This window comes from Pseudoalteromonas xiamenensis (assembly GCF_017638925.1).
GTDB classification, from domain to species: domain Bacteria; phylum Pseudomonadota; class Gammaproteobacteria; order Enterobacterales; family Alteromonadaceae; genus Pseudoalteromonas; species Pseudoalteromonas xiamenensis.
The window spans coordinates 2,810,991-2,830,049 of record NZ_CP072133.1; the positions used below are offsets into that span (position 1 = coordinate 2,810,991).

12 protein-coding genes and 2 pseudogenes are annotated in these 19,059 nt (G+C 42.9%); 9 read left to right on the plus strand and 5 right to left on the minus strand.

The genetic code is table 11. From position 1 onward, the window contains the following. Positions 1 to 114: 114 nt before the first annotated feature. Positions 115 to 1,161: a 4-hydroxyphenylpyruvate dioxygenase gene (gene hppD / locus J5O05_RS13505; RefSeq protein WP_208842504.1), complete on the minus strand. Its 1,047-nt coding sequence runs from the start codon at positions 1,159 to 1,161 to the stop codon at positions 115 to 117. 400 nt (positions 1,162 to 1,561) lie between these two features. Continuing rightward, on the minus strand, positions 1,562 to 2,995 hold the full coding sequence (locus J5O05_RS13510; protein WP_208842506.1) for a peptide MFS transporter: 1,434 nt from the start codon (positions 2,993 to 2,995) through the stop codon (positions 1,562 to 1,564). Between the two features lie 688 nt (positions 2,996 to 3,683). Here J5O05_RS13510 and tyrR point away from each other — a divergent pair. Next, a complete protein-coding gene (tyrR, locus tag J5O05_RS13515) occupies positions 3,684 to 5,240 on the plus strand; it encodes a transcriptional regulator TyrR (RefSeq protein WP_208842507.1) in 1,557 nt (518 codons plus the stop codon). Between the two features lie 25 nt (positions 5,241 to 5,265). Here tyrR and J5O05_RS13520 read toward each other — a convergent pair whose 3' ends face one another. After that, positions 5,266 to 5,748: a hypothetical protein gene (locus J5O05_RS13520; protein ID WP_208842509.1), complete on the minus strand. Its 483-nt coding sequence runs from the start codon at positions 5,746 to 5,748 to the stop codon at positions 5,266 to 5,268. Positions 5,749 to 5,983: 235 nt separating this feature from the next. Between J5O05_RS13520 and J5O05_RS13525 the strand changes: the two genes are divergently transcribed. Then, positions 5,984 to 6,514 (plus strand): thioesterase family protein, encoded by a 531-nt coding sequence (locus tag J5O05_RS13525; RefSeq protein WP_208842511.1) that lies wholly within the window; start codon positions 5,984 to 5,986, stop codon positions 6,512 to 6,514. 112 nt (positions 6,515 to 6,626) lie between these two features. Here J5O05_RS13525 and J5O05_RS13530 read toward each other — a convergent pair whose 3' ends face one another. After that, positions 6,627 to 7,280 (minus strand): OmpW/AlkL family protein, encoded by a 654-nt coding sequence (locus J5O05_RS13530; RefSeq protein ID WP_208842513.1) that lies wholly within the window; start codon positions 7,278 to 7,280, stop codon positions 6,627 to 6,629. Positions 7,281 to 7,528: 248 nt separating this feature from the next. Between J5O05_RS13530 and dapE the strand changes: the two genes are divergently transcribed. Beyond that, positions 7,529 to 8,704 (plus strand): succinyl-diaminopimelate desuccinylase, encoded by a 1,176-nt coding sequence (dapE, locus tag J5O05_RS13535; RefSeq protein ID WP_208842514.1) that lies wholly within the window; start codon positions 7,529 to 7,531, stop codon positions 8,702 to 8,704. 120 nt (positions 8,705 to 8,824) lie between these two features. Then, positions 8,825 to 10,135, plus strand: coding sequence for a M20 metallopeptidase family protein (locus J5O05_RS13540; protein ID WP_208842516.1), 1,311 nt, complete (start codon positions 8,825 to 8,827; stop codon positions 10,133 to 10,135). Between the two features lie 109 nt (positions 10,136 to 10,244). On the opposite strand, the pseudogene J5O05_RS13545 reads toward J5O05_RS13540, so the two are convergent. Next, positions 10,245 to 12,009 (minus strand): annotated as a pseudogene (locus J5O05_RS13545) (sensor histidine kinase). 265 nt (positions 12,010 to 12,274) lie between these two features. Between J5O05_RS13545 and J5O05_RS13550 the strand changes: the two are divergent. The 5 genes and pseudogenes from J5O05_RS13550 (at position 12,275) to glyA (ending at position 19,047) form a co-directional block, all read left to right on the plus strand. Then, a complete protein-coding gene (locus tag J5O05_RS13550) occupies positions 12,275 to 12,640 on the plus strand; it encodes a response regulator (protein ID WP_208842518.1) in 366 nt (121 codons plus the stop codon). Positions 12,641 to 12,873: 233 nt separating this feature from the next. Next, positions 12,874 to 15,291 carry a bifunctional aspartate kinase/homoserine dehydrogenase I gene (thrA, locus tag J5O05_RS13555; RefSeq protein ID WP_208842520.1) on the plus strand — a complete coding sequence of 806 codons (2,418 nt, stop codon included), beginning with the start codon at positions 12,874 to 12,876 and terminating at the stop codon, positions 15,289 to 15,291. Between the two features lie 18 nt (positions 15,292 to 15,309). After that, positions 15,310 to 16,098: pseudogene (gene thrB / locus J5O05_RS13560) on the plus strand (homoserine kinase); the annotation flags it as partial. A gap of 144 nt (positions 16,099 to 16,242) precedes the next feature. After that, a complete protein-coding gene (gene thrC, locus J5O05_RS13565) occupies positions 16,243 to 17,532 on the plus strand; it encodes a threonine synthase (RefSeq protein ID WP_208842522.1) in 1,290 nt (429 codons plus the stop codon). 258 nt (positions 17,533 to 17,790) lie between these two features. Further along, positions 17,791 to 19,047, plus strand: coding sequence for a serine hydroxymethyltransferase (glyA, locus tag J5O05_RS13570; protein ID WP_208842524.1), 1,257 nt, complete (start codon positions 17,791 to 17,793; stop codon positions 19,045 to 19,047). Positions 19,048 to 19,059 lie beyond the last annotated feature (12 nt).

Sequence of the window (19,059 nt, forward strand, 5' to 3'; positions counted from 1 at the left end):
TAGAGTTACAACCTTAAACCGGAGGGGAAAGCTCACATTTTTATTTAAGGTATTGAATTATATAAACACGAAAAGCAGCTAATACTTTAGCTGCTTTTGTTTGCACTTTCGAGCTTAGATCACGCCGCGACGTTCTTGGTCACGTTCGATAGATTCGAATAGCGCTTGGAAGTTACCTTCGCCAAACCCACCGTCATCAACACGTTGGATCATCTCGATAAAGATTGGGCCAAATAGGTTTTTAGTGAAGATTTGCAGTAAGTAACAGTTTTCACTTTGGCTATCTACCAAGATTTGGTGTTGTCTGATTTTCTCACGATCTTCTTTAACCCATGGTACACGGTCGAAAATTGTGTCGTAGTAGTGATCAACGATATCGAGCGTTTGGATACACGATTTATCTAGTTTATCCAATGAACCCACTAAGTCGTTTGTTAAGAATGCAAGATGCTGAACACCTGGACCATTGTATTCATTCAAGTATTCATCAATTTGGTTATTGTTATTATCTTTACCTTCATTAATCGGAATGCTGAACGTGCCACACGGTGACTTCAATGCATAAGAAAGCAGAGCTGTTTTTTGACCTTTAATGTCAAAATAACGAACTTCAGTAAAGCCGAACACTTCTTTGTAGAAGTTTGCCCATGTTTCCATTGTACCTTTGTAAACGTTGTTCGTTAGGTGGTCTACGCGAAGGAAACCTTTATCTTCAACAATTGTTGGCTCATCCAAATCAACAAAGTCTTGCTCGTAAATAGAACCTTTGTCGCCAAAAACATCAATGAAATAAATTAGGCTGTCACCAATACCGTAGATTGCAGGGTAAGGGAGATCTTTGTTTGCAGATTCGGTTGCCGGTTTAGCTCCGCGCTCTACAGCAAGGTCAAACGCTTTTTGAGCATCAACCACACGCCAGCCCATTGAACAAATTGCAGGGCCGTGGCTTTTTGCAAACTCAGCAGAAAAACCAGCACGTTCGTTATTTAGAAGAAAATGAATATCGTGTTGGTTGTAGTAGCTTATGTCTTTGTCTTTAAACTTCTTTAGTTTTGAGAAACCAAAGTCACTGAACACTTGGTGCATGTAATCTGCATCAGGAGTCGCGTATTCTGTAAATTCGATGCCTACAAGGCCTAATGGATTGTTTACTTCACTCATTGTCTTTCTCCCGCAATTAACGGCTGCGATACGTTTTATATTGTGGACTGATCATCTTGCAAATCGTTTCAAAGAGGAAGATCTCGGCCATAAATGGGATTGTTGGAAATGTAAATTTAGTTGCACAAGAAACCATTTATTTCCGCTGAAATGCGCCAATTTTAATTTTAATTAATTTTGGGGGGATATTGACGTTCATTACACGTCGAATCGGAAAAATAAATCAAAGAGTTTTGATGTTAAGTGACTGATTTTAATTATTTAATTTAATATTGGTTAAAGAAGGGACTATTTTTGTGACGGGGTGTTGGCACACAGTAAAAAGAGAGAAATGCCATAAACTGTAAATATTTATATACAAAAGGGCGCTAAGTGCGCCCTCTGTATCTGAACGGATGGATTACTGCTTTGCTGCAGAGATTTCCAATTCTTCAGTTAACACGTGTTCTTGTGTCGCTGGTTCATGTGTGCCTTCTGCACCATGCATCCAAGAAACGAGTTTGTCGCTTAGGAAATACATGATTGCAGCAGACAGCAATGCTGTTGCACCTAAGCCAATGAAGATACCCATTGCATTTTCTACAGCGGCTTCACCTTCACCGATAAATGAACCTACAACACCAGCAATTTTGTTTGCAACGGCAGTACATAGGAACCAAATACCCATTAACATTGAAGCAAGGCGCAGTGGAGCCAATTTACTTACCATTGATAAGCCAATTGGTGATAAGCAAAGCTCACCAAGCGTATGGAATAGGTAGAATAATACAAGCCACATCATGCTAATTTGCATTGAGTCGCCGCTGCCACCTTCAGTGATAAGCGCCATCATCATCGTTAAGAAACCAAGTGCTAAGAAGATAAGGGCGATAGCGAATTTTACTGGTGAATTAGGTTCACGTTTGTCTAGCTTCAACCAAATCATGGCAACGATTGGCGCGAACACGATAATGAAAATAGAGTTAAGTGATTGGAACCACGACGCCGGTACTTCAAAGCCCATTAGCATACGGTTGGTGTAATCATTGGCGAATATGTTCATCAAGCCGCCAGCTTGCTCAAAACCCATCCAGAAAATGATACTGAACACGCTCATCGTAAAGATTACTTTGATGCGGTCTTTTTCTTCTTTACTGAGTGGCTCTTTAGTGTTGCTTGCCGACATCGCTTGTGAAAGCTTAGCTGCCGGGACGCGCCCAATATCACCTAAGTATTTTTGACTTAGCGTCATTTGCAGAATAACAGAGATGATCATACCAACACCTGCGGTAATGAAACCAGCCTGCCAGCCTGCAACCGAAGCAATGTATCCAGCTACAAGTGGACCTAGTGCACCACCTAAGTTGATACCCATATAGAAAATAGTAAATGCACCGTCACGACGCTTGTCGCCATCTGCATACAAGTCACCAACCATTGTCGAAATGTTTGGCTTGAATAAACCGTTACCACAACAAAGAAGTGCAAGACCTAAATAGAAGACGTTTTCTTCGTGACCTGCAACCATACTATGAGGAATACCCATAATAAAGTGGCCTGCAGCCATTAAAAAACCACCGATGATAATTGCTTTACGTTGGCCAAGTACGTTATCAGCCAACCAACCACCTAGTAGCGGCGTTACGTAAACGGCCATAGTGAACGTACCATAAAGGCTTAATGCATCTGCATTTGTCCAACCAAAACCACCATCTTGTGTTAAGGCAACAAGATATAAAACTAAAATGGCACGCATGCCATAATAACCGAAGCGTTCCCACATCTCTGTGCCGAACAGCAGGAACAATCCTTTAGGGTGTCCTAAAAAATCACCTGTCTTAGGTACTGAACTCATAAACTCTTCCTAACTAATTTTGTCATCAGGCCATTGTTATATTTGTCGTCGTGAACGGGTGGCCAGTTGAATTTGGTCTCTAAGCGGACCTTTAATTATCTTAAAAGCACATCAGTATACCCAGTAGCGTGGCTCTGTGGAAGCCTTTAGGACTGCACTTCCATTGAAAAGCCCGTTGTTCAACTGGCTTTTTTGTTAAATCGTCGTACTTGGATATTCGACGGATTGTTCCGATGAATTTGCCAAATCATTGAAATGTTGAAGACCTTCCCTCAATCACTCGCTATTTACTGAGAATGAACAGGTATGTCTGTTTTTTCGTTTAAAAAGTAACTCTGACATGAAAATAACCGTAAAGAAGAATTGAATAAGCCAACAAATCGATTTGATTCAATGTACTAGTTCAAATGCTTTGTTTGAATCTTGCTTGTGTTGAACCTTTAAATACCCTAAGTCTTTTCAGGTATTTTGCTAAATAATACCCATAGAACCCGAAAAATACGTGGGCTTTCTTTGTTTAAGTTTATGAATTTAAATAGCTATATTCATATTTTTTATGCATTTTGAATAGAGTAAAAGAGGGCGGTTTAAACGTCGGAGGTGTTCAAAAATGTTTACAATCCACTAGGCGACCGACTATTCTTAGAGTATGATCCAATCAATTGACCTAACCCTGTTTGAGGAACAAATGCGTCTCGAGATCCACTGCGCGGATCGTATTGGTATTGCCCAAGAGATCTTGAATATACTGGTTAAATATCGTGTTGACTTGAAAGGTATTGAAGTTGACTCGGTGAACTGTCGAATGTACGTCAGTTTCCCGCCTATTGAGTTCGAACAGTTTAAAAAAATCATGCCAGAGATTCGCTTAATCGATGGCGTGGAAGATGTTCGCACTACCGCCTATTTGCCTTCTGAGCGAGAGCATAACGAACTAAATACATTATTAAGTGCACTACCGGATGGCATTATATCCATCGATTCGAAAGGCAATGTAAGACATTGTAATGATGCTGCGGCAAAAGACTTGAATATGCGGGAGTCAGAGATTTTAGGTGCGTCGATAAACACGTTGCTTAAAGGCTTCAATTTTGCCCGTTGGTTAGAAGGGAAAGAGGTGTTAGGCCAAACCACGCGTGTTGAAGTCGCGGGTGAAGACTATATTGCAGATATTTTGCCCATCTCAGTGCCTCAAGGCGCCGAAGGGGACGTTCTCGCTGGTGCTGTAATTAATATCAAATCACAGAGTCGTTTAGGTCAACAGGTAAGCGCATTTCGCCGCTATGGTCAGGAAAGTTTTGCGACAATCCACAGTAATAGCACGGCAATGCGAAAAGTAGTTCGCGAAGCTCGCAAGATGGCACAGTTAGAAGCGCCCATTTTGATAACGGGCGAAACTGGGACCGGTAAGGAACTGCTTGCCCGAGCGTGTCACTTTGCCTCGAACCGCTCAATCAAACCGTTTATTGCGTTATCCTGCGCCTCGTTACCTGATGAAGCGGCAGAGTCGGAGTTATTTGGATACGCTGGAAAAGATGAGCATTCACCGTCTAAGCGCGGTGTACTTGAGCAAGCTGATGGCGGCACGGTCTTTTTAGATGAAGTGGGTGAAATGTCTGCTCAGCTACAAACTAAGCTTCTACGTTTCTTACAAGATGGTACGTTCAGAAAAGTAGGTGGCGAGAGCGAAGTTAAGGTAAATGTGCGCATTATTGCGACAACTCAAAAAGATTTGCCTGCGATGGTGCAAGAGGGGACGTTCCGTGAGGATTTGTACTACCGTATCAATGTTTTAACACTTGACATTGCTCCACTTAGAGAACGTAAAGCGGATATTGGGCCATTAGCAGAACACTTTATTCAGAAGTATGCACATCAAACGGGGCAAGAAGCGCCTAAATTAGCAGACAGCTGTTTGGAATTTTTAGAGCAGTATCCGTGGCCTGGCAACGTCCGTCAGTTAGAAAATGCAGTTTATAGAGCTGTTTCATTACTTGATGGCAAAGAACTTCGCATAGACCACATGCAATTGCCAACCTTTACTGGTGATTTGGGTTACCTTGATACCGATTTTGAAGGTAGTTTGGAAGATGTCGTGAAGCGGTTTGAAGCGACGCTTTTAAGAAAGTTATATCCTGCTTACCCGAGCTCTAGACAACTCGCGAAACGCTTGGGATTGAGCCACACTGCGGTGGCTAATAAGCTACGCGAATACGGTATTAATCGTAAAACGGTGAAAGTGTAGCAAGTTAAATCGTTGGGGCATCACACTAACGTTTGGTGCCCATGTCTTTCGTTACACCTTCAAGATGCACGCTGGTTAATCCGCGATGTTCAAAATTGAATGTAATGCTAATGTTGTTTTTCATTAAAAAGTAATCCACCCCGTCAAGAGACAGCACATAATTACCTTTTACTGGTTGAGCAAAGGTCGCCTTTCGAAGAATGATTTTGTGGTCGCCAATTTCCCAATCAAACCCTTCAATAAAGCTTTGCGCAAATTCTTGCACCCAAACCTGTGAATCATCCTTACTTAAAGTGATTGCCACGGAATAGCTTTCGGGTAGATCCATGTTGTACGCTTTGCTGCCAATCGTAAATTTGTCTTCGACTGGAGACCAAGCAAAACCAAAATTAAAGGGCTTTTCAACACCTGTAGAGTAACGAATAACACCTTTACCAGGCAGTTCGAATTCAGCAAACGAGGGGAGGCTGACAAAAAAAAGGAACGCCCCAATAAAAAATTTCTTCATAGATAATATTCTTATAGTTACAACCATTTAAGAGGTTAGTGTAGTCCACCGTTTTTCGCAACCTTCCGTCTGAAATTAGGGACAACGTTGTCATTGTTTCCAAAGCGAAAACTGAATGGTGACAAGTGACTGTTCACCTTGTTCATTTTCAGTATTAATAATTCTATTCGCATCTATCTGTTTTAAAAATGATTGTGATAGACTGAATTTTTGCACACTGGTTAGACCATTAGTTATGAATTTATATTTCCGACTCATTCTTTTACTTTGGCGAATTAGACAAAATCGCCAGTACGACACGCTGCTCACACCGATTGATACAGAATTTCGTGCGCTGCCAAGTGATTGTGACATCAATATGCATCTGACGAATTCTCGTTATCTGGCGTTTATGGATCTGGCACGTACGTGGTTAACTGAGCGCGTGGGTTTATTCGGTGCGATTTATCAGAAGCGCTGGTTTCCTATCGTCAATGCGACTGCTATCACTTACATTCGAGATATCAAACCACTGCAAAAATTTACGGTAACAACACGTCTTGTAGGTTGGGACCACAAGTATTTTTATATTGAACAAAAATTTCACTCTCATCGAGGTTTGCATGCCATCGCATATATTCGGGGTGTGTTTAGACGTAAACAAGGCGTCGTGCCAGTTGAAGAAATGCTTGAGGTGGCTGGGTTTGATGGAGTAGCCCCGATTTTGCCAAAAGAAGTGATGCATTGGAAAGCGATGTTGGAAGAGAAAAAATCGTCAAACCAATAACTAGCTTCTTTACTTAACCTGCAAGGATAAAGGCCACAAACGTGGCCTTGGGATTGAGAAAGTCAATATCATGAAATGATAGTGTTTGGGCTGATGATCCCAGCCCGAATTCTTAGAAGTTGTACTTCACACCAAACATTGCAACGATTGGGTCAAGCTCAACGTCTGAAGTAAGAGCTTTAGCGCCATTTGCGTATACTGTAGCGTCTGTATTGATATCCATTTTAGAAACCATCGCGTGTAGACCCCAAGTTTCGTTTAGCTTGTAGTTGAAACCAACTTGAAGCGCCAAACCAAATGAAGAATCTAAATCAAGTTTTACATCATTTGTGCCTAGAGTCGCTTTAAGCGCAGCACTTGGTTGTTCATCAAAGAAAACCGTGTAGTTCAAACCAAGACCTACGAATGGACGGAACGCAGAATCTTTTGTAAAGAAGTGGTATTGTGCTAAAAGTGTTGGTGGCAGGTGTTTAACGTCTGCAATTTCTGCACCTTTCAAGCCGCCTTCACCGTTTACTGTATGAGAAAATGGTGTTGCTGCAACAAGTTCAAACACGATGTTGTCTGTATACGCATAGTCGAATGTAATACCTAGCTGCGTGTTGCTGTCAGCACTCAAACCTAACGCATTGTTTTGGTCGATTGGCGACGAAGAGTTAGTAGGATTAACGTTGATTGCACCTACGTTCACGCTTAGATTTGCGTTTGCAAAAGGAGCTGCTACCAAAAGTGAAGTAAGTAGTGCTGCGCTAAGTTGTTTTTTCATTTTCATCTCCTGGGCCTTTTAAGGCGAATCTCTTTGTTGGGCTTATTATTACTCTCTCCATTTTTGGAAAACCTGTTCTAGATCAAGATTTTTAGAAGGTAGTTTCAGATCTTTCTGAAAGTTTGATTTAGATTAACTTTTTGCACCCATTTGTTTCTAGGTGACATCTCTTTGCCATGAAATTGCCATGTATTCATCACAAAAGGTTGCTTAAATGGACGTGGAAAACGAACTTTGGCTACGGAATCATGGCACTTCAAACTCACGTTTTAAACCAACCGTCATATGCTCTAAGCGCACTAAAAACGTTGATTCAAGCACCTTCAATTACGCCTAACGACGCAGGACTGTTAGATTGGTTATCTTCTGAATTAGGATTGATGGGTTTTGAGATAATTCGCTTGCCATTAAATGGAGTTGATAACCTCATAGCCGTTCGTCATTTTTTACCAGGTCCCGTATTTGCTTTTGCAGGTCACGTTGATGTTGTCCCAGCTGCAGGGAGTGCTTGGAAAGCTGCGCCATTTTCAGCTGACATCATTGAAGGTGCGGTTTATGGACGTGGTGCGTGCGACATGAAAGGTGGCATTGCTGCCATGCTCTCTGCATGCCAAAAGTTAGTTAATTTGCATGAACTAAGTCCGCTTCGAGGGTCTTTCTATTGGCTTATTACCTCGGATGAAGAAGGTGAAGCAGAGTTCGGCTCCAAATATTTAGCACAATATCTAGCGGAAAATAATATTACACTGGATGCGTGTTTAGTGGGGGAGCCGACGAGTGAGCTACGCGTAGGCGATGCGATTAAAAACGGTCGTCGTGGAGCGATATCCGCGCGGATTCAAGTGAGAGGTAAAGCGGGACATGTTGCTTATCCACAAAATACGATTAATGCAGCGCACTTAGCTGGTCAAATTGTTAACGCCTTGTCGTCACTCACGTGGGAAAATGATCAACCAGGATCGGCAACAACATTGCAGGTCACAGGGATTAATATTCCGAACGTCGTTGATAATCTTGTGCCAGCCAAATGTGAGATAACCTTCAATATTCGTTACAGTCATGGGTATAACAGTGAAGAAGTAATTGCATGCATAGAGCGTTGTTTATCCGCTTGGTCACACGCATTTGAGTTGGCTTGGGAGCGGCCGTGTGAGTCTTATTATACGGGTGAGCAAGGCGCAGGATGCTTTTTAGGTCTTATAGAACATGCCATTTTTAAGTGTACAGGTCAGTACCCGCAATTAAGCACTGCGGGTGGGACTTCAGATGGCCGATTTTTTTCTAATTCACATACCCAAGTTATCGAAGTGGGTGTACGCAATCATACGATACACCAAGTGAATGAACATCTGCCTCTAACGGATCTCGATACCATCGAGTTGATCTATTTCGAAATAGTACAAGACTATTTTAGCTGTTCTTAATAGGTCTTTGGCTTTCATCTAGCGAGATTCAAACCCGAGATTACTTCGTCCGATGGAGTTACCAAATCAGCTTCGCATGTGATAGCTTGAGAGGTAAATAACGACAAGAACGGGATAATTATGAAATGGACAATGACAAGTTTGGCTTTATTGGTTGCAAGCCAAACTTCAGCGGCTACTTTATCCGCACAACTAGACAAACAACTACCTAGTCTCGAGCAACTTTATCTTCATTTACATCAAAACCCTGAACTTTCATATCATGAAGTGCAATCATCCAAACGTCTTGCTGATGAATTTAAAGCGCTTGGTATGAATGTGACCGAAGGTGTCGGTGGCCACGGCGTTGTTGCTCTTTTTCAAAATGGTGAGGGACCAACCATCATGATCCGGGCGGATACTGATGGGTTACCAATTACTGAGGAAACAGGAAAGCCTTACGCATCGAAAGTAACGACAGTCAATGCGAGCAATCAAACGGTTGGTGTGATGCACGGTTGTGGGCACGATATCCATATGACCAGTTTAGTGGGCACGGCAAAGCAGTTAATGAACAATAAGTCGCTTTGGAAAGGGACACTTATGTTGGTCGCGCAGCCAGCAGAAGAAGTCGGCGGTGGTGCAAAGGCAATGTTAAAAGAGGGACTTTTCAGCAAATATGCCAAGCCGGACTATGTTTTAGGTTTACACGTTAGCGCCAATTTACCTGCTGGTAAAGTCGCAGTTGCCCCTGGTTACGCATTAGCGAATGTCGACTCGGTTGATATCACGGTTAAAGGTAAGGGCGGGCATGGCGCTTATCCTCATACGACAATCGATCCTGTCGTAATTGCCTCTCGCTTAGTGCTCGCATTACAAACGATCACCAGTCGCGAAATTTCGCCATTGAAGCCCTCAGTTATCACTGTCGGGTCTATTCACGGCGGTTCAAAGCATAACGTCATTTCGGATGAAGTGAAGTTACAATTAACACTACGTTCTTACGATCCTGAAGTTAGAGATCAGCAAGTTGCTACAATAAAGCGGATGGCGAAAGGCATTGCCTTAAGCGCAGGTTTACCTGATGAGCTGATGCCGAGTGTCTATGTACACGAAGAAGAGCGAATTCCATCAACGTACAACGAACCTGAACTTGCCGTTAAAGTTAAAGCAAGTATTGAAACGGCAATCGGCCAAAGTAATGTTGAAAAATCAGAACCTGTTATGGCAGGCGAAGATTTTGGCTTGTATGGACGTACTGATGAGCACGTGCCAATAACCATCTTCTGGTTAGGAGCTGTCGAGCCAACGTTTTACACGCAAAGTGTAGCTGCAGGAAAGACATTACCGTCATTACATTCAAGTAAATTTGCCCCTGATTACCCATTGACGATTAAAACGGGTGTAACGGCAATGACGCAAAGTGCTTTGGATCTATTTAATCAGCAGTAATGTTCAATACAACCTAGCGCGATTAGGCATGCGATATCACGGCTTAATCGTGATAGGAAAACAAAAAAGGAAGCCGAGGCTTCCTTTTTTGTTTATATCGGTTCTAGTTTTAACTAAACATCTCTAACGGTGGTTGCTGCATGTCTTTTGGAAAGCGAATATAGTAGGTCAAGCCTTTGCCTTCTTCGCTCTCAACCTCAATCTCACCATTTAAGGTTTGTTTTACTAAGTTAAGTGTAATGTGAGTTCCTAAACCGCTTCCACCTTGGTCGCGTTTAGTCGTAAAAAACGGGTCAAAGAGCTTTTCAAGCTGGGCTTTACTTACGCCTTTACCATTGTCTTTGTACACAATTTTCACGTCATCGTTGTCTTCAGTGATCGCAATATCAATCGTACCAATATTCATTTCCTCAAAACCGTGAATAAGAGAATTCATGATCAAGTTTGTGAATATTTGACTAATCGCGCCCGCAGGAAGATTGAGTATCAAATCATCAGGGCAACTCACATTGATGTTGTGCTTGGTCTTTTTGAGTTTAGGGTGTAAAGACTTAATAACTTCGCCTAAGTATTCTTTAAAGTTAATCGTTCTGACCGCTTCACTTGCTTGGTCAACCGCGATTTGTTTAAAGCTGGCGACCAGCTCACTGGCTCGGTCTAAGTTTGTTGTAAGTAAACTGGTGCTTTGCTTCGCATCGTTTATAAACTCTTCCAATGCTTTGGGTGAAAGCGTTTTTTCTTTGTACGCAATTTCTATTTGCTCAAGACGTTCTTGCAAGAAGGAGGTGGCAGTAACGCCAATCCCAACGGGGGTATTGATGTCGTGGGTAATACCCGCAACTAACCCACCTAAGGCAGCCATTTTCTCTGATCCCACCAAGCGCTCTTGGGCCAAATTGAGTCTCATCGAGATACCGTTCAAGCTCTTTTTGCTTGGTAAGTAACTCTTGCTCAGTTTGTCTACGCCTATCGACTTCTTCGGTCAAAGTAAGTTTTTGTTTTTCAAGCTCGTATTTTTGTTGCTGCAAATCCATCATTGCTTGGCTCAAGTTTGATGTTTTACGCGCAACTTCTTGTTCTAGCTGCAAGTTGTGCTGATCTAGTTTTTCGTTACTGATGATGAGCTCTTTTTGCGTTTGATCTAGTTTTTTTCGGTATTCAGCTACTTTATCGATGAGTTTGTTGAACGCTTCTTCCATCACTTTCAGTTCGTTACGCTCAGTGGTGTCCAATTCAATGCGATGGCCATCCGCATCATCAAGCTCGAATTCTTCAATTTGCTCTGTTAACTGAGACAATGGTTCGGTAAGTAGCTTTCTGAATGCGAGTAAAAAGAGAATGATCAAAAAGGTTGTTTTGATCATCGCGTTACCAATCAAGAAGTAGATAGAGATCATGATTCGGCTGAACACGACCTCGCGGCTTGAGAAAAGCGTTACGTCACCAACTTGGGTAGCGCGTCCTGAAAATTCGAAAATAAGTGGAAAAGTATAACCAAATAGACCGGACGGTGTGTCTTCGATTATTGCTTCTTCCTGAACTAATTGTTGACTGTATAACTCATGAATATCCAGAGAACGACCTAGTTGCGAAATAATTTCGCCACTGTCATCGCGAACGATAATCCCCTCAATCATCGGGATTGCAAGTAAACCTTCGGCTGTGGTTACGGTCTGCTTAGTGTTTAGTTCCCATATAGCGCGAGTTAGGCTTCGGCTGAAGGTTTTTTGCAGCATGGTCAATTCGTTGCGAATATAGTCTTTAGTATTAACATACTCCGCAACCACTTGACCGCACGTAACGACAAATGTTAATAAGAAGTAAACCGAAAGCACGTTTGTAAGTAGCTTTTTTGATAGGCTTTTTTGTAGCATGAATGAACCCGTGCTCCTCAAATTAAGTTCACAGCTTTTTGTCTGCTTATAAACTTAGCCAATAACCGATTAAAAATAAATAAATATAATGGATTTATCTCAATATCTTTACCTCTTTTACAATTTAGACTGTTATATCACTTAACTTATTTTTCGTTCTTGTGGTATAAGTTGCTAACGAGGTTGCTATTGAGTACTAAACTTTTTAGCAATAACAGCTTATCAGTCAAGAGCTCGATGCTATTTTTGGATATTTGAAAACACGATGAGTTACTCTGTCCTAGTTTGTGACGATTCAACGGTCGCACGTAAACAAGTAAAACGGTGTTTGCAAGCTTCACTGGATGTTGACATTGTCGAAGCGCAGCATGGTGCTGAAGCATTGGCGCTATTGCAGTCAAAGCAGATAGATTTGGTTTGTTTAGACCTAACGATGCCTGTGGTGGATGGAATAGGGGTGCTTGAAGGGATCAAAGAGCAGAAAATTGAAAGTTTTGTGGTTGTCATATCTGCGGATATTCAATCTGAAATGAAAGCAAAAGTAGCCTCACTTGGTGCGCTCGACTTTATAGAGAAGCCGGTTAAGCCAGACTCATTGTTGTCTGTTTTGCATAAATTTGGCATTCGCTAAATAGCAACTTGAAAAAATCACATAATCTATTCCCGAAAATAACCTTGACAGTTTGGCTGTTTTTACGGCAGTCTAAATGCGTTATGAAAAAAGAATTATTGAATACTACGACCATTATTATTACCACCACCATCCTAACTGGATAGTGGCATAGGTCGTTGCGTATTCAAAAAAGGCCTGTGTTCACTACGAACACAGGCCTTTTTTCGTTTTTGGAATGAGGAACATAAATTATGCGAGTTTTAAAGTTTGGTGGTTCATCCCTTGCGGATTTCGCCTGTTTATCAAAGGTAAAAGAATTAATATTGTCTTATGCAGGGCCTGATTCGCTGGTTGTGCTATCTGCGCCTGGGGGGATGACAGATCATCTTGTCGGACTTGCCGACTTAGCTGCGGAAGGCTCGGATTACAGTGAACGTTGGGATGCACTTATTCAGCGTTCTGAAGGGCTGCGTTCAGAAGTTGAAGCTGCATTCAGTAAGGTTGACCACTGGCCAAATTTTAGTGAACTCGCGGATAAATTGGCTGGTGTTAAATTACTCAAGCATTGTCCAGACCAAGTACGAGCGTATGTCATTAGTTTTGGTGAGCGAGTGAGTGTTGCACTGATGCAAGCAATGCTAGGCGCAGACAATGCCTACTACTTGGAAGCGACCGATTGTATTCGTACTGAAGGCAATTATTTGGAGGCCGAAGTTGATTTGGTTGCGAGTAAAGACGCATTCCGTCAACAACTGCAGCAAAACAACTTTCCGTATTACATTATGCCTGGCTTTACTGGTAGTAACGCGCAGGGCGAGTTGTCTGTACTTGGCCGAAATGGGTCTGACTATTCTGCAGCGATTGCCGCTGCTTGTTTAGAAGCCGAAGTGTGTCAAATTTGGACAGACGTTGACGGTGTTTATAATGCAGACCCTCGTTTTATTAAAAAGGCCAGTAAAATTAATTGGCTATCCTACAAGGAAGCGATGGAACTTTCGTATTTTGGTGCGAAAGTCTTACACCCGAAAACGATTTTGCCGTGTGCAAAAGTCGGCGTACCGTGTGAAATCAAGAACACACATAATCCTGACGTACCTGGCTCCATGATTAGCCATGAGCGCCAAGGTGATGAGACGGTTAAAGCGATATCGAGTTTAGAAAAGCTCGCTATGTTGACGGTATCAGGCCCAGGTATGAAAGGTAAAGTGGGCATGGCGTCACGGGTCTTTAGTGCACTTGCGAATGACAATGTTTCAATCGTACTCATTACACAATCTTCTTGTGAGTTTAGTATTAGCTTTTGTGTTCACGAAAGTGATTTAGCACTGGCGTTAAATGCACTTGAGCAGGCATTCTCGCTTGAATCACAAGCGGGGTTAATTGAGCCAATTCAAGTTCAACGCGAACTCGCCATCGTGACTTTGGTGGGGGATAACATGAAAGCCCACAAAGGGTTGGCGGCGAAATTCTTCGCATCGCTGGCGCAAGCACAAGTGAACATTGTTGCGATTGCGCAAGATTCAACGGAAAGCGCCATTTCTGCGGTCATTGATGGCGTACTTTGCAACGATGCGGTGAAAGTTTGCCATGAAAACTTCTTTACGCATGTCCCTTCCATCGACGTGTTTTTACTTGGTGTCGGCTTAGTTGGTCAGGAACTCGTAAAGCAGCTAGAAAAGCAGCAAGCATGGTTGGAGGCGCGCAACATTAAATTGAATTTATATGGTGTGGCAAATTCGAAACAATGTTACCTGAATTCTGATGGTGTGCCGTTTGAGAGCTGGCAATCGGAATTAAGTAAGGTCGCAGAGCCATTCAGTTTAACGCGAGTTGAACAATTCGTCAGAGCAAACCACCTAATCAATCCTGTCATTGTGGATTGCAGTTCCTCTCAACAGTTGGCTTCACAATACGCCGAATTTTTACGTGCAGGCTTCCACGTCGTTGCTGCGAATAAAAAGGCGAACACGGGCAGCTTTGCGTATTACCAAGAGTTAAAGGCTGCTGCGTTATCGACGCGTCGTAAATTCTTGTATGAGACAAATGTTGGTGCAGGGCTACCTGTACTTGATAACCTTCAACTATTGTTTGGCGCGGGTGACGAACTGCTGTCATTCAACGGCATTTTATCGGGCAGTTTGTCGTACATGTTTGGTGCGATTGAAGACGGGTTATCGCTTTCTGAAGCCACAGAAAAGGCGAAATCGCTTGGATTTACTGAGCCTGATCCGCGTGATGATTTATCCGGAACAGATGTTGCTCGTAAACTACTAATCATAGCTCGAGAATCAGGGCTTGAGCTTGAGTTGTCGGATATCGATGTTGAACCTGTCGTACCAAGCCACTTTGAAGAAGGCTCAAGCGTCGACGTATTCATGGAAAAGTTACCAGAATTGAATGCGCAATTCGCGGATAGAGTACAAAGCGCGGCAGCAGAAGGTAAGGTACTGCGTTACGTTGGTACAATTGAGAACGGGCGATGTCGAGTAGGAATTGAAGCTGTTGATAAACAGCATGCCCTCAATGCGATTCGAGACGGTGAAAATGCGCTTGCCATATTAAGTCAGTATTATCAGCCTCGTCCATTTGTGATTCGTGGATACGGTGCTGGAGCTGAAGTGACTTCAGCTGGCGTATTTGCTGATATTCTCAAAACATTGTCTCGATAGGAGTGAGTCATGGTTAGTATGTATGCACCAGCATCAATCGGTAATTTCTGCGTTGGTTTTGATTCTTTAGGGGCGGCACTTGCCCCAATTGATGGCAGTTTGCTTGGTGATGTCGTTCATGTGCAGGACGCGCCACAGGATGTGTTTGAATGCACAGGCGCCTACGCGTCATTTTTGCCGTCAAATGCACAAGAGAATTTAGCGTTTCAATGTTTACAACATTTTCGTGAATTTGTCGCTCCAACAATGCCCCCAGTTGCTTTGACGCTTGAAAAGCGTCTTCCAATTGGATCTGGTTTGAGATCAAGTGCGTGTTCAGTCGTTGCAACGTTTGCCGCCCTTGATGCCTTCGCCAAAACGGCACTAAGCCAAATTGAGTTAATTGAATTAATGGCTGATTTCGAAGGCAAAGTGTCAGGTGGTCGTCACTACGACAACATTACGCCTTGTTATTTAGGAGGTCTTCAACTGACGGCTGAACTCGTGCCTAATCGAGCTATGAGTGTCCAAACCCCTGAAGATTGGTATTACGTTGTTGCTTATCCAGGTTTTGCATTGAACACAGCAAAAGCTCGTGCGGTATTACCAAAAGAGCAGTCGACTCATGATGCAGTGTGTTTTGCCCAGCGTTTGAGTGCTTTTGTACTTTTAATGCAAGCAGGCCGTTTTGACGAAGCACTTGAGCTTATGGAAGACCCAGTAGCTGAACCTTACCGAGCTGAATTGATTGCAGGGTTTGCTGAGGCCAAAGCAGCATTGCCGAGCATCGGTGCTGAGTTAGTCAGTATTTCTGGTGCGACTCAACACTTTTTGCAATTTGTAAAAGTCACCAAGCGGCAGAGCAGTGTCAGCAATGGCTACAAGAAAATTATCTCAACGAGCAGGGCTTTAGCCACATATGTAAGCTCGATCATTTTGGCACTCGTGAGTTGTAACAAGGATAAAAGAATCATGAACTTATTTAATTTAAAAGATGCTTCTCAACAGGTTTCGTTTGTTGAAGCTGTTAAAATCGGTTTAGGGCGAGAGCAAGGTGTGTTTTTCCCGCAAACATTAGCTCCTCTTAGCCAAGTATCCGCGTTGCTCGACCTGCCTTTTGCGGAACGAAGTGCAAAAATTCTGAGTCATTTGATTGGTGATGAGCTGTCAAAGGATGTGCTGAGCGACATGGTGGCACGTGCGTTTAATTTTCCAGCGCCTTTGGTTAATGTTGCAAAAAATACCTATTGTTTAGAGCTATTTCATGGTCCAACGTTGGCGTTTAAAGATTTTGGTGGCCGTTTTATGGCGGAATGTGTAAGCCTATTTAGTGAAGGCGAGCGAGTCACTATTTTAACGGCAACCAGTGGTGATACAGGGGCTGCTGTTGCCCATGCATTTTATAAAAAGCCAAATGTCGATGTGGTGATCTTATACCCTGAGGGCAAAATTTCTCTCGCACAACAAAAGCTGTTCACGACATTGGGTGAGAATATTCACTGCTACGCAGTCGATGGTAGTTTTGATGATTGCCAAACGTTAGTAAAAGAGGCGTTTTTGGATGAGGAGTTGAAGCAGAAGCTTGGCTTAAACTCGGCGAATTCGATCAATATAAGCCGTCTACTTGCGCAAGTTTGCTATTACTTTGAGGCTGTTGCACAGTTGCCAGAAGATAAGCGCAATAGTGTCCATGTTTCTGTGCCTAGCGGTAACTTTGGAAATGTATGTGCCGCTATGATTGCTGCGGTTATCGGTTTACCTATTCATAGGCTCAGCGCTACAACTAACCAAAATGATACGGTTCCACGTTATTTGGTTGACAATACATGGTCGCCAAATGCAACGAAAGAATCACTGTCGAATGCAATGGATGTGAGCAAACCTAATAACTGGCCACGTGTGGAACAAATGCTAAGAGAAACAATGTTCTCAAAGCATGACTTTTTTTCACGTTCAGTATCTGAGCAAGAAACGAAACAAGCGATGCATACGCTCCATGAAATGGGGTATTTAGCTGAACCTCACACAGCAATTGCTTACAAGGGCATGGTTGAAGATGAGCTTGCGAACGCGAGTTCGATTTTCCTTGCGACAGCACATCCAGCCAAGTTTAAAGACTCCGTTGATGATGTCCTTGGCACTGACATAGAGCTACCAAAGGCCTTGTCTGACGCTTTAGCTAAGCCTTGTCTGGCTGAACCGTTGAAAGCGGACTACGCCGAGTTAAAAGCAGCGGTTTACGCAAGGCTCGCGGTGCAATAATCCACAGTTGTAAACTGATAATACGAGAGGCCAACTGGCCTCTTTTTGTTACTACATTTAAAATATTTATTTAGATTGGTTGTTTGTATAATTTTTATAAATGTTTAAATTAAAAAATATCATTGTCAAAAGACTGTGAAATAAATTCAATCCTTGATTAAATATGTTCACTCAAGTTACGCCCCGTTTGCGTAGGCAAGTGGTCAATTTAGGCGTACAATACGGCTTTTCACAATATACGTGTACCTAGGAGACCCCATGTTAGAACGTAGCATGAACATCGCTGATTTTGATTCAGAATTGTTTGCAGCGATTGAAGCGGAAACCGCTCGCCAAGAATCGCACATCGAGCTTATCGCATCTGAAAACTACTGTAGCCCACGTGTTTTAGAAGCTCAGGGTTCTCAGTTAACGAACAAATACGCTGAAGGTTACCCAGGTAAGCGTTATTATGGCGGTTGTGAGCACGTTGACGTTGTTGAACAATTGGCAATTGACCGTGCATGTGAATTATTTAAGTGTGATTACGCAAACGTTCAACCACACGCAGGTTCACAAGCAAACGCAGCGGTTTTCCAAGCGTTACTTCAACCACATGATACCGTTCTAGGTATGAGCCTTGCGCACGGTGGTCACTTAACACATGGTTCGCACGTAAATTTCTCCGGTAAATCATACAACGCAATCCAATACGGTTTGAACGCTGAAACAGGTGAAATCGATTATGCGCAAGTTGAAGCGCTAGCACTTGAACACAAACCAAAAATGATCATCGGTGGTTTTTCTGCTTACTCTGGTATCGTTGATTGGGCTAAATTCCGTGAAATCGCGGATAAAGTAGGTGCATACTTGCTTGTTGATATGGCACACGTAGCCGGTCTTGTTGCGGCTGGTATCTACCCAAGCCCACTACCACACGCACACGTTGTAACAACAACAACGCACAAAACACTAGCTGGTCCTCGTGGTGGTCTGATCCTGTCTGCATGTGGCGACGAAGAAATCTATAAAAAGCTAAACAGTGCTGTATTCCCAGGTGGCCAAGGTGGTCCTCTGTGTCACGTTATTGCAGCGAAAGCGGTTGCGTTCAAAGAAGCATTACAACCAGAATTCACGACTTACCAAACGCAAGTTGTTAAAAACGCGCAAGCAATGGTTGCGGTAATGCAAGCTCGTGGTTATGACATCGTATCTGGTAAAACAGACAACCATTTGTTCCTTCTTGACCTAATCAAGAAAGACATCACAGGTAAAGATGCAGACGCGGCACTTGGCAATGCGTATATCACTGTAAACAAAAACTCAGTACCAAATGACCCACGTTCACCGTTCGTAACGTCAGGTCTACGTATTGGTTCGCCAGCAATCACTCGTCGTGGCTTTAAAGAAGCAGAAGCAAGTGAACTTGCAGGTTGGATCTGTGATATCCTTGATAACATCACTGACGAATCTGTACAGCTTGCAGTACGTGAGAAAGTAAAAGCAATTTGTGCAAAATTCCCAGTTTACGCGTAATTACGCTAACAA